The sequence below is a fragment of the Bradyrhizobium sp. Leo114 genome (assembly GCF_055229415.2).
In genome coordinates, this window is the sequence record NZ_JBUYEN020000039.1 from 38,602 (window position 1) to 52,549 (window position 13,948).

12 protein-coding genes and 1 pseudogene are annotated in these 13,948 nt (G+C 60.2%); 8 read left to right on the plus strand and 5 right to left on the minus strand.

What is annotated here, in order from left to right; genetic code table 11:
• Positions 1-889: 889 nt before the first annotated feature.
• The gene (locus ACZIRK_RS34105) at positions 890-2,191 is read left to right on the plus strand and encodes a DUF3095 domain-containing protein (protein ID WP_245474609.1); all 1,302 of its coding nucleotides are present in this window, start codon (positions 890-892) and stop codon (positions 2,189-2,191) included.
• 240 nt (positions 2,192-2,431) lie between these two features.
• On the opposite strand, the pseudogene ACZIRK_RS34110 reads toward ACZIRK_RS34105, so the two are convergent.
• A pseudogene (locus tag ACZIRK_RS34110) lies at positions 2,432-3,087 on the minus strand (IS110 family transposase); the annotation flags it as partial.
• A 684-nt stretch (positions 3,088-3,771) separates the two neighbouring features.
• Between ACZIRK_RS34110 and ACZIRK_RS34115 the strand changes: the two are divergent.
• From ACZIRK_RS34115 to ACZIRK_RS34145, 7 genes are all read left to right on the plus strand, one after another.
• Positions 3,772-4,545, plus strand: a complete 774-nt coding sequence (locus ACZIRK_RS34115) for a heme ABC transporter permease (protein WP_130224853.1) — start codon at positions 3,772-3,774, stop codon at positions 4,543-4,545.
• Positions 4,546-4,552: 7 nt separating this feature from the next.
• Entirely contained in the window at positions 4,553-4,702 is a 150-nt protein-coding gene (gene ccmD, locus ACZIRK_RS34120; RefSeq protein WP_130224855.1) for a heme exporter protein CcmD, read from the plus strand.
• Positions 4,699-5,322: a DsbE family thiol:disulfide interchange protein gene (locus ACZIRK_RS34125; RefSeq protein ID WP_130224857.1), complete on the plus strand. Its 624-nt coding sequence runs from the start codon at positions 4,699-4,701 to the stop codon at positions 5,320-5,322. The genes ccmD and ACZIRK_RS34125 overlap by 4 nt, the downstream gene beginning before the upstream one ends.
• Positions 5,323-5,536: 214 nt before the next feature.
• Positions 5,537-6,418, plus strand: coding sequence for a c-type cytochrome biogenesis protein CcmI (gene ccmI / locus ACZIRK_RS34130; protein WP_245474610.1), 882 nt, complete (start codon positions 5,537-5,539; stop codon positions 6,416-6,418).
• Between the two features lie 11 nt (positions 6,419-6,429).
• Positions 6,430-6,885, plus strand: a complete 456-nt coding sequence (ccmE, locus tag ACZIRK_RS34135) for a cytochrome c maturation protein CcmE (RefSeq protein ID WP_130224923.1) — start codon at positions 6,430-6,432, stop codon at positions 6,883-6,885.
• A 42-nt stretch (positions 6,886-6,927) separates the two neighbouring features.
• On the plus strand, positions 6,928-8,925 hold the full coding sequence (locus ACZIRK_RS34140) for a heme lyase CcmF/NrfE family subunit (RefSeq protein ID WP_130224859.1): 1,998 nt from the start codon (positions 6,928-6,930) through the stop codon (positions 8,923-8,925).
• Complete coding sequence (locus tag ACZIRK_RS34145; RefSeq protein WP_130224861.1) at positions 8,922-9,404, plus strand: cytochrome c-type biogenesis protein; 483 nt, start codon at positions 8,922-8,924, stop codon at positions 9,402-9,404. Before ACZIRK_RS34140 ends, ACZIRK_RS34145 begins: the two co-directional genes overlap by 4 nt.
• A 174-nt stretch (positions 9,405-9,578) precedes the next feature.
• Here the strand turns inward: ACZIRK_RS34145 and ccmB are convergent, their stop codons facing one another.
• The 4 genes from ccmB to ACZIRK_RS34165 form a co-directional block, all read right to left on the minus strand.
• Complete coding sequence (ccmB, locus tag ACZIRK_RS34150; RefSeq protein ID WP_130224863.1) at positions 9,579-10,250, minus strand: heme exporter protein CcmB; 672 nt, start codon at positions 10,248-10,250, stop codon at positions 9,579-9,581.
• Between the two features lie 127 nt (positions 10,251-10,377).
• Positions 10,378-11,004 (minus strand): heme ABC exporter ATP-binding protein CcmA, encoded by a 627-nt coding sequence (gene ccmA / locus ACZIRK_RS34155; protein WP_456645677.1) that lies wholly within the window; start codon positions 11,002-11,004, stop codon positions 10,378-10,380.
• Positions 11,005-11,298: 294 nt separating this feature from the next.
• Positions 11,299-12,555 carry a 5-aminolevulinate synthase gene (gene hemA, locus ACZIRK_RS34160; RefSeq protein WP_130224867.1) on the minus strand — a complete coding sequence of 419 codons (1,257 nt, stop codon included), beginning with the start codon at positions 12,553-12,555 and terminating at the stop codon, positions 11,299-11,301.
• 186 nt (positions 12,556-12,741) lie between these two features.
• A complete protein-coding gene (locus ACZIRK_RS34165) occupies positions 12,742-13,263 on the minus strand; it encodes a hypothetical protein (RefSeq protein WP_130224869.1) in 522 nt (173 codons plus the stop codon).
• Between the last annotated feature and the right edge of the window lie 685 nt (positions 13,264-13,948).

Below are 13,948 nucleotides of genomic sequence, written 5' to 3' on the forward strand. Positions count from 1 at the left end.
CTTTGGCGTCCCAGTTGCGAACAACGTCACCGTCTGCCGTTCAGGATAGTTCAGTCGAAATGAACCAATCCAATCACGGCGATTATGAGTGTACTCACCTCAAGTGCGGACCCCGAGCATAATCGGTTCGCCTCCAATGTATAAGCGTCGCCTGAGGCTAGGTGGGAGCGGCAGCTGGGTTCACTAGAGTTCTCGGGTGCGCAGCCCCTCGATTCATCGGCCGAGTAACCTCGGTCGTTATCATCGATGACAACGATGGCATCGTGCAGTACGCGGAGCGAGCCCCGCGGAAAAGCGGATCGCCAGGCGATCAATCAACTCCGATCATCTCGATCGCCCGTTCCGCAAAGCCGTTGTCGCAAGGCATTTATCCGCTTCACCTCGCGAGGTGTAAGTATCGGACGTTTAGAAGAGATTAGCTCATCTTCATCGCTCCAGACTTTGCCCTCTCCCAACGACATTGAGCACAAGCGACCTGTCACATGGAAGAGAGCCGGGCGAAGACGACCTACAAGAGGCAATTCGTCTTTCCGCGCCTTGCGCGTCGTGAATGGCTCGGCGGTGCAGCTTCGCGGCGCAACTCCAAGCTATCGCGATCCTCTATAGTTTCAATAACTTTACTTAAGGCGCCGCAGAAATAGAAATGGTCCATGGAGTCGGCATTGCTTCGGCGAAACGCCGTCGTCGGAATGCGCATGGTGGGAACGTGGAAAGATGCACGTAGTGAAGATATCGCAGGTATTGCTGGCTGAAGTGGTGATTATATCGCGCAGCGCAGCCGACATCAATATCTTTCGACTGCCAACGAAGGGTCGCGAGTTACTCAACACATCAATCTTGCATCGGACAAGGACTATGTCATGTCACGCGCATGTATCGGAATAGTGGAATGAGTGAGAAAAACGACAAAGAGAACCAGCAAATGACATCGCCCCAAGACGGCTTGATGAGCAAGATTGCTCAAGAACTTGCTTCCGCAAGCACGAATACAGAGGACTTCTACGCCGACCTGAAGCCATTCGCCAACTTCGAGCAACTGACGAATTTCGATCGCTATCTTCCTCTGCCGGACGACTGGTTCATCGGGGTAGCCGATGTTGTCCAATCGACTCGGGCGATAGAGATCGGTCGATACAAGGCAGTCAACACCGTAGCTGCTGCGGTGCTGGTCGCGATAACTAACGCGTTACCTAGACTCGGCTTTCCTTATGTTTTCGGCGGCGACGGAGCGACCGTAGCCCTTCCGGGTAAGTATCTCGATGACGTGCGGTATGAATTGGCGCGAACTGCGGCTTGGGCCGAAGATTCTCTCGGTCTTGTGCTTCGAGTCACGATCGTTCCCGTTTCGGAGATCCGCGCGGCCGGTCACGATGTCCGTGTCGCGCGATATGCCGCATCCGAGAATGTCTCGTATGCCATGTTCACCGGGGGTGGCGTTGCCTGGGCGGAAACGCAGCTAAAGAAAGGAGAATTCGCGATACATCGCGCACCGTTGGATGCCAAGCCTAATCTATCAGGGCTCTATTGCGGGTTCGGTCCAATCCCTACCGAGCAGGGGGTCATCCTGTCTATTATTGCCTTACCGCTCGAAGATCAGGCGTCGTATAGGGCGCTGGTGGCAGACGTTTTGACCCTGATTGAATTTTCGTCGCGCCGGTCGGGACATCCGTTGCCGGAGGGCGGTCCGCTACCCAGCTGGCTCGGAGGCGAGATCCAGAGACTGCTTAGCAGGGACTCCCCACACGCGAACCTCCTGACTGCCGCGGCAGATGCATTACGAGCAATCAAGACGCGAATCGTTCTTGCGGCAGGTATTCGCATTGGCCGCTTCGAACCCTCCAAGTATCGACGGGAGATGTGGCAGAATACGGACTTCAGGAAGTTCGATGATGGACTGAAAATGACGGTGGATTGTTCGCCGGAAATCGCAGAGGCTATCGAAGCTCGACTGATTTTCGCCGAGCGTTCTGGCGTTTGTTTGGCGGGTACACATCGTCAGAAAAGCGCACATCTCACCTGTTACGTTCCTTCAAACATTCAGTCCGATCACGTCCACTTCGTTGATGGGGCCGACGGCGGCTATGCCGCGGCTGCCGCCAAAAAAAGGCGGGTGAGGCTGCCGCGCGGCACGAATGGTCACTATAGAGCGAATAGGAGCATCGACGCCGGCGAGCGGCCGCACCGTGATTGAGATCGGAAAGGATCGCGTCATTGTCGATGCGGGGGTGGAGACGGCCGCGCTGTCGCGCTGCTCGCCGTTCTCGAGCGACGACAATTCGGGAGCATCCCCCAGATTAACTGCGTGTTGCTGCGAATGCCGGTGATACGCGTCCGACACCAAACAAGAATATAGGGTTGGTGTTCGTCTGGTTGACGGACCAATAATCGCAACAACAGCGGGATGTCGGGCGGAGTTCGCCAGTTTGCGCGACCCTACGCCAGGGACCGTCATGAGGCGCCGTCCGGTTTCATCCGATTTGGACGGTCGGCGAACTTCCTCATCAAACCTTCCTTGCTACTGACGGACTTGGTCGTGGACCAGAAGAACGGGATTAACTACCGAATGCAGCTGATGATCGTTATTTGTAACTCGATAATCTGTTTCCGAAACTGGAAACCGAAAGCTATCGAGAACAGCAGGCCGTACTCTCCAATGATGCTGCGAACTTGGTTTTCGATATCTCCTCGGATCCCGACCGACCGAGGTCGAACCACTAGAATAGCACGGGTCCGTTGAATCTCTTCGCTCTTGACTTCACTTCCCGGTACCAGCCGACGTCAACTCGGCCAGTCCCCTAGCGTCATTCTGATCGCTGTTTCTCAGGCGATTTGCGAGTACGGCATGTGCGTGGCGAGCATCGACAACTGGAACGTCGACGCGTCGCAGTTCGTGCGAAAGCCAGCTCGCCATTGCGCCGGTCTCAAACCCGATACGTTCGGCATTTGGTGCCACGCTTGGGAAGCAGTTCAGTCAATGCCCCGGCTCGGATTTAGCTTTGCTTTCGAACGTTACCCGCCCCCGCTATAGTCGATCCCACATACTGAAGCGTCCTTTTGCGAGACGTCGAGCCCGACGTACCGCCTCATGGTAGCGCTGCGAATCGGTTGATCGCGAGAGCTCGACGATAATAGGATGACCTTAGTTCAGAATCGTCGATCGCAGTTACGTCATAGTTCCCAAATTTGCATGCCGAACGACACCGTCGTGCGAACGCTGCACATCCAAGACGGGATGACGGATGACGGCTTCGGATATCGCCGGAAAGCCTGGCGCGCGTCGATGTGGTTGCCCAACAGCTCCTAGAGCCCGACCGCCATGATCGAGTCGCTGTTGGAAGACGAAGTCGACCCGCGTCGGATCGTGGGGATAAGGGAAAGATCGTCGGAGCAAAGTCGCTGCTTCGCTCGAAACACGTCTAGTCCATCCGGGCAAAAGTTTCAGGTGGATGGTCAGCTTCGAGGTCGTGCTCGGTTCAATCTCTGGCATCGACACTAATCTCTCTCGCGCTCAACCCCCGTGATTCGCAGACGTCAAAACCGGTTAAGCCGGTCAGGCCATTCGACTGCGCTGATACGTGGCAAAGTGTTCCATTCAGATGCGCCAACGGCATCGAAACGATAACCGATTGTAATTGGCGAAGCTGCTACGGATGCATTGTATCACGCGATAGGCGCGCCACCGACTTTATTGGGCACTAGCCGTTTGCAACCAATCTAGAAAGAGCTCTCGACCCATACATCCGAGGCTGTCGATTTCAGGAGATCGGGAACTTGAAGGTCAGTTTCATCGCCTACGCCAATCCCACCAATTTTCTGCACGTTGCCGCGAAGCTGCTGCCGTGGCTGTGGGGGTTGACGGCGTTAGCCTTTGCGCTCGGCCTCTTCGGTGCGTTCACGGCACCACCCGACTACCAGCAGGGCGAGATGGTGCGCATCATGTACATTCACGTTCCGGCCGCCTGGGTGGCGATGCTGGCCTATACGCTGATGGCGATCTCGGCGGTCGGCTCGTTGGTTTGGCGCCATCCGCTTGCGAATGCGGCGCAGAAGGCTGCCGGGCCGCTCGGTGCCGCCTTCACTTTTACTTGCCTCGTCACCGGCTCCCTCTGGGGCAAGCCGATGTGGGGCACGTACTGGGTGTGGGACGCCCGGCTTACTTCCGTGCTGGTCCTTTTCCTGATCTATCTCGGTCTGATCGGACTCTGGCAGACAATCGAGGACACCAGCAGGGCCGCGCGGGCCGCATCGATCATGACGCTGGTCGGGTTCATCAATATTCCTATCGTCAAATTTTCGGTCGACTGGTGGAATACCCTCCACCAGCCAGCCTCTGTATTCCGGATTGAAGGCTCGACGATCGCCGGCCCGATGCTATGGCCACTGCTCGTCATGTCGCTTGCATACACGCTTCTATTCGCGACGCTCCACGTTATGGCGATCCGCAACGAAATCATGCGGCGCCGCGCTCAGCGGCTCGCGATCATGCTGGCGGCCGTTGGCGAATCCGCTGGGGCCCGACTGCAATCGGTCGAAACTGTTTCCTGAGGGTGCGATGGCTCAGCATGGCGGGTTCATCGTGGCAGCTTATCTGGTGACGGGCACGATCCTGATCGGGACGATCGCGGCAATCCTCTTAGACTATCGGCTTCAGCTGCATGCGCTGGCCCGCCTTGCACCAGGCCGTCTCGGCAATCGCTCATGAACGACACTCCTCCCTCGAAATTCCTCTCACCCGATATCGCGGCCACTCGGCACCGCTTGGTCCGCATTGTGGCGGCGGTCCCGAGTCTGGTTTTCCTGGGAATTGCCGCACTGCTCGCGGTGCGGCTTGGCGTCGACAACCCGTCACTCGTGCCTTCGGCCCTGATCGGCAGGCCAGTGCCGCAATTCGCGTTGGCGCCGCTTGAAGGGCTCGCCACACCCGGGCCGCCCGGCCTGTCGAGCGCCGACCTGAAGGCAGGGCATGTGACGCTTGTGAACGTGTTCGCGTCCTGGTGTGTCGAATGTCATAACGAGCACGAGGCACTCATGGCCTTGTCGCGTGAACCGGCGCTGCGGCAGCATGGGGTAAAGCTTACTGGCATCATCTACAAGGACGATCCAGGGAGTGCGCGGAGCTATCTCAATGCCAAGGGGACTCCGTTCGCACAGGTCGGCATTGACCCGTCCGGCAGGACCGGTATTGATTTCGGCGTCTATGGCGTCCCCGAGACCTACGTAGTCAAAGGAAATGGGACCATCGCCTACAAGCTGGTGGGCGGCATCTCCGACGCGACGCGTCCCGCTTTGATGGCAGCAATCGCAAGCGCGCAACGGCCATGACGGCTACTTTGCCAAGTCTCGATCCATATACAACAGGTCTAACAAGTCTGATCTTGTCCGTACGCGCGGCGTCACTGGCCTGCGCCACAGGCAGGCGATCGATCGGCTCGAAGGAACTGCACTACAGGAGCATTTTGGTCGTAGAGAATGGCGAGCGTACCATCTTTTGCAAGGTCACGCGTTCGCGGAAGTCGGCGGTAGAGGACCTTGAGACATGCTTTGGCTTGCCTTCGCAATGATGACGGCCGCGGTCTCGCTGGCGCTGCTCCGGCCGCTCTCGGCGCGGCAGGAAGAGCGTAACCCGCGCGCTTCTGACATCGCTTTCTATCGAAGCCTATTGGTTGAAACGGATGATGATGTCCGCCGAGGCTTAGTCGCGGCTGAGGATGCCGCGGCGGCGCGAGCCGAAATTGCGCGCCGGCTGCTCGCCTCCGTCGACTCCGTGCGGAAGGATCGGCCGCATGCATCGGTGCGACCGAGGCGCATCTGCGCCCTTCTGACGGTTGTTGTGGTGCTGCCGTTTATCGCTCTGGCGGTTTATCTTAGGGTGGGCGCGCCTAACCAACTTGACATGCCAGCATCACGCCGGACGGGTGCAGAGTTCAACCCCACGGCTATAATCCCCAAGATCGGGGCGCATCACGCGGCCGACCTCAACGACGGACACGGCTTCCAGGCGCTCGTGGTCGAGCAAGACGGCAGCACAGAAAAAGCAAGGCAACTCTGGCAGGCGCTACGAGCGGATTCGCTATCCGACGCGCCGTGGATGGATGCTGTGCATCCGCATTTGGCTGTTATTGCCGGAGCGCCGCAGCCGGGCGTGGAGGCCGCGCGGTCCGGCTTAGACAGTACCGGCGTTGCGGCGCCGCCTCCAGAGCAGAGGGTGGAGGTGACCAGTGCGATGGTGGAGGGACTCGCTGGGAAGCCCGCGAAGAACGATCACGATCTCGACGGGTGGCTGCAATTGATCAGGGCCTACGCGGTCGCGTGTAAGCAAGAGAAGGTCGAAGAGGCCGTGGCAAATGCGCGGGTTAGGCATTCGGACAACATGAAGCGTTGGCACGCGTTGATGGGTTCGTCAAACAGCTCGGGCTGAAAGGACAAATTTTGGCAAGAAAGAAAAGGCGCCTTCTCCTCATCGGCGCGGCTGGCATAACTTTGGCGATCGCGATGAGTCTCGTACTCTTTGCGCTACGCGACAGCATCGTCTTCTTCTACGGGCCGACCGAAATGGCCGAGAAAGCGCCGCCGTTGGGAACGCGGCTGCGGATCGGCGGGCTGGTGGAGCAGGGCTCACTGATACATGAGGGCCCGTCGACCGTCACGTTCGCGGTGACCGACCTTAAGAAGCACATCAAGGTCATCTACACAGGATTGCTACCCGATCTCTTCCGGGAAGGGCAGGGTGTCGTGGCCGAGGGCACGGTAGAAGGTCTAAGCCTCTTCCATGCCGACACTGTGCTCGCCAAACATGACGAGCGCTACATGCCCAAGGACGTGGCCGACAGGCTCAAACGGCAGGGTATTTGGCGTGACGGCGAGCAGTCCGCGCAGACACAATAGAGTTGCCGTTTATGGTTCATATCAGCGTCCAGGAGTGACAGGGTGATCGTCGAAACGGGACATTATGCGCTCGCCCTAGCTTTAGCGGTCACACTGCTGCAGTCGGTTCTGCCGATCTGGGGTACTCGCCGCGGCGATCTCGGGCTCGCCTCGATGGCGGTGCCTTCCGCGATTACCCAATTTGCGCTGGTGGCCTACGCCTTTGCGGCGCTGACCTACGCTCATGTGGTGTCCGACTTCAGTCTCGTAACGGTCGTTGAGAATTCGCATACCACCAAGCCGCTCGTCTACAAGATCGCGGGCGTCTGGGGCAATCATGAAGGATCTATGCTGCTCTGGGTCTTAATCCTGGCGATCTTCGGAGCCGCGGTGGCGAGCTTTAGCCGCGGCATGGCAGATGAACTGCGGGCCAATACGCTGGCGGTCCAGGGTTGGATTGCGTTTGCCTTCCTACTGTTCATTCTGCTCACATCCGACCCCTTCGCGCGCCGATTTCCCGCACCCTTCGAGGGGCAAGACCTCAATCCGTTGCTTCAGGACCCTGGCCTCGCGATACATCCGCCGCTGCTCTATCTCGGCTATGTCGGCTTCTCGATTGTGTTCTCCTTCGCGGCGGCGGCGCTGATTAGCGGCCGCGTCGATGCCGCCTGGGCCCGATACATTAGACCATGGGCGCTGATCGCCTGGAGTTTCCTGACGCTCGGCATCGCGATGGGTTCTTACTGGGCCTATTACACCCTGGGCTGGGGTGGATTCTGGTTCTGGGATCCGGTGGAGAATGCCTCGTTGATGCCCTGGCTCGCGGGCACGGCGCTGCTGCATTCTGCGGCCGTCATGGAAAAGCGAGACGCGCTCAAGATCTGGACCATCTTCCTCGCGATTCTCACCTTCTCGCTTTCGCTGCTCGGCACGTTCCTGGTCCGCTCGGGCGTGCTTACCTCGGTGCACTCCTTCGCCAGCGACCCATCACGCGGCCTCTTCATCCTGGCGATCCTTATCCTCTTTATCGGCGGGTCGCTCGTTCTCTTCGTTTGGCGCGCTCCGGCCTTGCGACCCGGCGGCCTGTTCGCGCCTGTGTCTCGGGAAGGCGCGCTCGTGATCAACAACCTGATGCTGACCATCTGTTGCGGTATCGTCCTCACCGGTACCCTTTACCCTCTGGTACTTGAGACCTTGACCGGCGACAAGATTTCGGTCGGTGCGCCTTTTTTCAATCTGACCTTCGCCCCGTTGGTCCTTCCCATCCTGCTATTAATGCCGATCGGCCAGTCGCTTTCTTGGAAGCGCGGCGACTTTCTCGGCGCAGCGCAACGGGTGATGGTTGCGGCGGCGGCGGGCGTGGCCCTTTCACTAGTTCTGGTGGCGGCCCTGCGTGGCGGCCCGATCCTCGCTCCGATAGGTGTGGGCTTGGCGGTCTATCTGATCCTTGGATCGTCCAGCGAACTAGTGTCGCGGATCTGGGCCAAAGGGCAGGCCTGGCGGGTGACTTTGGCCCGCGCGACTGGGCTTCCGCGTTCGGCTTGGGGCACGGCTATCGCCCACGCGGGGCTCGGCGTGACACTGTTGGGGCTCGCCGCAACCGGTTGGGGCGTGGAACAGATTGCGGCGGTCAAGCCGGGGCAGACGGTCGATCTCGGACTCTATCAAGCCACCATAGTCAAGCTTGAGGAGCGACAGGGCCCCAACTATTCCGAAATAGGGGTCCGTGCGATTATCAGCCAGGGTGGGTCGACGGTAACGACGATTGAACCGGCCAAGCGCACGTTTCCGGTGCGCCAGACTACGATAATGGAAGCGGGCATCGTGACCCTAGGTTTTGGGCAGGTCTATATCTCGCTCGGGGACCAGCACCCGGATGGTTCGATCGATGCCCGCATGTTCTGGAAGCCGCTCGTTACGTTAATCTGGATTGGCGCGATCGTGATGGCGATCGGAGGAATTGTGTCGTTGTCCGATCGGCGTCTCAGGATCGGCTTTGCGCGTCGTGCCATTCGCGGCCGCCTCTCTGGCGATCCTGTAGCGCCGCAGCCCGCAGAATGACCGCGCTCCGTCGCTTTCTCATTCTTTTGGTCGTGTTCGCGGGGCTCGCGCCCGGTCTGGCGAGCGCGGTCCAGCCCGACGAGGTCCTCGCCGATTCAAAGCTCGAAGCGCGCGCGCGGGGAATTTCCGTTGGGCTGCGCTGTCTTGTCTGTCAGAACCAGTCGATCGACGATTCGAGCGCTGAGCTTGCGCGGGATCTCCGGCTACTGGTTCGCGAACGTCTGAAGGCGGGCGACAGCGACGCGCAGGTGCGCGATTTCCTGGTGCGGCGCTATGGAAATTTCATCCTGTTGAAACCGCCATTCGACTCGGAAACCGCCCTACTCTGGGGCACGCCGGCCCTCCTGTTTGTGGCAGGCGCGATCCCGCTTCTTCTCGGACTGCGCCGCCGCAGGCGGTTCCCGCCGCCTGATCCGCTGAGCCAAGCCGAGTGCGACCGGCTCGCGTTGGTATTGAACGCCGATATTCCTTCAGAGTGATTTTGGGATTAGTCGGATCGTTTTATCTTGCGATATGCACGTGCCGAGGCATTTCACCTCTTCCCTTCAAGCGTCGACTCGAACGGCGGCGTTAGTCATACCGCGCCACAGATTGGAGCCGTTTCACTGACGTGATCCGCTTCGGAACGAACTTATTTCCACCGCTTGCTTCCTTTATTCCGCCGCCCCGCGAAGCGCGGCGGCTGCAGCGATCGGCGCGAGCGCAAAGGACGCGAGACTAAGCGCGCAGAGGATCAGAAAGGGCGTTAGGAATGACACCGTCCCACTCGCCGCCGCCGAGGCCGCCGAGACGCTAAAGATCATCACTGGCACCGCCAGCGGTACGACAAGAATCGAGAGCAGAAGGCCGCCGCGTCGCAACGTGACGGTAAGAGCTGCCCCGATCGCGCCCAGAAAAGTTAGAGCTGGTGTGCCTACTAGCAGGCTCACGGTCACTCCCCCGAGCGCCGGGCCATCCAGGGCCAACATCAGGCCGAACAGAGGAGAGAGGATCACCAGCGGCAGCCCTGTGGCGCACCAGTGAGCTAGGCACTTTACCAGGACAACGAGTTCTAGAGGTGCCGGTGACAGAAGCATCTGGTCTAGCGAACCATCCTCGTGGTCGGCTTGGAACAACCGGTCAAGGCCTAGCAGAGTCGCCAGGAATGCTCCGAGCCACAGGATGGCCGGACCGATTCGCGATAGCAGGTTCAAGTCGGGTCCGATCGCGAAGGGCACGATCGTGACGAGACCGAGGAAGAAGATTATCGCGAGAGACCCTCCGCCGCCGATGCGGCGCGATAGCACGAGATCGCGGTAAAAAACGGCTAGAAGAGTATCTGTCATGGCCTCCATCCGCCGCCGCCATAGCGGTGTGACCGTCTCCCTTGAGGAAAAGGATCGGCCAGGCCTTGTTTCTCGCTCCGGGGCGTATGGAAGCGAAGCAGGCGGGCAGGGCGCCGCGGCACTGCTCTCATTGCGCCTCAAGCCTCAGTTCGAGGGCCCCTGGCAGACCGAGTGGTTCGTGGGTCGCGGCAAGCACTAAGCCGCCGCGTCCGAGATGATCGGCCACAATACCCATCAGCATGACACGTGCGGCTCGGTCTAGTGCGGTCAATGGCTCATCGAGCAGCCATAGAGGGCGGTCAGCGGCCAGGAGTCGGGCCAACGCGACGCGGCGGCGCTGACCTGCCGAAAGATAGCCGACCGGCAGGTCGACAACGTGCGCGAGCTCGACGCGGTCGAGCGCCTCCCGAGGGGGCAGCCGGGCCTGCCCAGAAAGGGTCAGACCGAATTGGATGTTTTCGCGAGCGGTCAGCGCGGACTTCAACCCGTCGAGGTGACCCACGTAGTGGACGCGCTCTGCGAGAGGCGCCAGATCCTTGGCCCCCCACTCGTTCAATGACGCGCAGCCGGACGCCGGAGGTAAGAAGCCGGCGATCACACGCAGCAGGGTTGATTTGCCCACGCCATTTGAGCCCGTTACTTCGCCGAGCTGTCCGGCGTCCAGCCGTAACGATACGCCACGGAGTACGGTGCGCCCACCGCGCACGACCCAGAGGTCCGCGACTTGGAGATGGCAGGATTGTGTGTGGCTCATCTTCGCTTTCAGTCAGCTATGCCCCGCGCCGTTCGCGTTTTTAGAACGCTCCCCTGCTTGCTTCTCGCTCGCGGCGGCGCGAGCCCAGGTTGGCATCACATCGCGTGAGAGATCCGACTTAGCGGCACGGGTGCCAGACGTGACGCCACGTTTGGGCCGATGACTCCGACCCCGTCGATGGCGGAACTTCGGTGGCTCGGCCCAGGCTCGCCTCTTGGCCGAACCATCGGAGCGCCCTGTTCGCGTGTGGCCGAGCACCCGCTGTCGAGAACCCAACTCGCCCAGGGACACGGCTCAATCCAAAGCCAGGGTATCCCAGGTCTCGACGAGCGCTGCCGTTAGCTTGGCTATGTGTGCCGCTCCGTGGAGCGGCGAGGGCGTGATGCGCAAACGCTCGGTGCCGCGTGGGACAGTAGGGTAGTTGATCGGCTGGATGTAGATGGCGTGGTGCTCAAGCAGGTGATCGGCAGCCGCCTTGCACCGCTCTGCATCACCGACCATCACCGGCACGATGTGAGTGTCGGTGGCGAGCACCGGCAGACCGGCGGCCTTGAGCGCGGCCTTTGTTGCAGCCGCCTGTCGCTGATGTGCCTCGCGCTCGGCATTCGAGTGCTTGAGGTAGCGCACGGAAGTGAGGGCAGCGGCGGCAACCGCAGGCGGCAGGGCTGTGGTGAAGATGAAGCCCGAGGCGAAGCTGCGTACCGCATCGCAGATTGTCGGCGAGGCCGCGATGTAGCCCCCGATGCAGCCGAAGCCTTTGGCGAGGGTGCCCTCGATTACATCTACGCGGTGCATCACCCCGTCGCGCTCGCTGATCCCGCCGCCGCGGGGGCCGTAAAGGCCGACCGCGTGGACCTCGTCGAGGTAAGTCATCGCGCCGTACTGATCCGCAAGGTCACAGATCCTGCCGATAGGTGCCACGTCGCCGTCCATGGAGTAGACGGACTCGAACACGATGAGCTTAGGGCGGTCGCCCGCCTCCTGTAGCAACGCCTCAAGATGGCCGTGATCGTTGTGGCGGAAGATCCGCTTCTCGCAGCCCGATTGACGGATGCCTTCGATTATCGAGTTGTGGTTGAAGGCGTCGGAAAGGATCAAGCAGTCCGGGATCAGCTTGGCGATCGTCGAGATGCCGGCCTGGTTCGAGATGTAGCCCGAGGTGAAGACGAGGCTCGCCTCCTTGCCGTGCAAGTCGGCGAGCTCGCGCTCAAGGTCCACCAGTGCCGAGTTATTTCCCGCGATGTTGCGCGTGCCGCCCGCGCCGACGCCGCAGCACCGGGCAGTCTCGATCATCGCGGCCACGACCTCTGGGCGCTGCCCCATGCCGAGATAGTCATTGGAGCACCAGACCGTGATCTCGGTGGTCATCCCGTCGGGCCGGCGCCACTTGGCGACCGGGAAGCGGCCAGAAATGCGCTCGACATCCGTGAAAACACGGTAGCGCCGCTCATCGTGCAAGCGATCGAGAGCCCTGCGGAAGTGACGCTCGTAGGCTTGGTGCGCGCCCTTCGTGTCGCCCGGCCTGGACGCGACCCTTGCGGGCAAGTGCATGGCTGGCGCTCCTTGCCCCGACATCGCGCTCAAGCACGGACATGCTTCGCCAGCACGAGCGCGAGTTTGAGGTCTCGCCAGCAATTCCGCCCCTATAACGTGATCTGCCATCTTTGCCAGGTCCTAAAGCTGAAGCCCCGGTTGTCCATGGCTCATTATCTTTCAGGCCCTCTCGTCTCGCACAAGTTATTGTTTGTATGCCCCCTGATTATTGCCATGCGCGTCGGCTAAATGCGATCTCTGGTGTGAACTTGCAAAGGCAAGTAGCGCGATCCAGCCACCTCCATGACAAGAATGCAGTCCGCTACCTTGTGCCTTGCGTTCGGTCGCAAGCACATGCGGGGCTGCGCTTGTGGCGCGACAGATGACGCCATGTTTTGTTTTGCGCATTGTGCCATGCTGCTTGCCCCAATCGAAGATGCATTCGATCATCGCCCGGCGTGATTGCGGCGTGCCATAGCCTTGGTGGCGCGTGGTCCGCCCGTCGACGGCGCTCCAGCGGCTCTTGCCAGTTTTGGTGATGCCGTTGTTCTGCGTCACGTACGGCGCGACGGTGAAGGCGCGAAGATTGGCCACATGATAGGCCGTATGATAGGCTTTGTCCTCACCGGCAGTGATACGGTGACCTTGGCCTTGATTTTCAGCATCCGTTCCGAGGCACGACGCTCGGCGGTGCCGTTGGCGAGAGTGAGTATGCCGGTTCTTCATGGTGGCGTGGCCGATGTGGGAGAGCTTTGCCTCCCACCCCGGCGGGCTTCGCGAGGGCGACCGTCGGGATTACTAGTCCGCGCATGCGTGTCGTTCTTGCACTCCTGGCCATGAAAGCTCGCGCCGTCGCTGTCATCGCTGCCGTCCTTGGGGCGGAAGCTCTTCCGTGAAGCCCAGGCTTCAATCAACGTCCTGTCCAAAATGCTCGTCCGACAATAGCGACACGATCCGAGGATGGTTCTTGTTTATGAGCTTCGTAAACACGTTGTGTTTCTGCGGCCGCTCACGGTTCTTCGTGAAGCGGGGCGGGTCCCAGACCGGATCGTCCGGCGACAGCCCCACGAACCAGCAGTACAAGCGATTGCAGTCCAATTGCTAGATCAGCTGTCTTTCGACCGCATGCCGTAGAACGCCTGCACAGCAATTGCTCCGGAGAGATCGAGGGGCATCCTTCGGTCGAATAGAGCGTATCAAAGTTACGGTTCAGCTCGCCAGCACATCACGGACAAGCGTTCGACTCTTCTCGGCGGACGGTTCGGCGGCACCAACGTCTCGGCGAGATGTACGACAACAGCCGGCCCTGATCCACAAATGTGCCCCGCATACGAGCCTCCACCAATTCATGATAAAAAAGTGAATCAGCAAATTCTCGCTACGGCGAGGTTTTTCAGCAGACTGCTAGTGA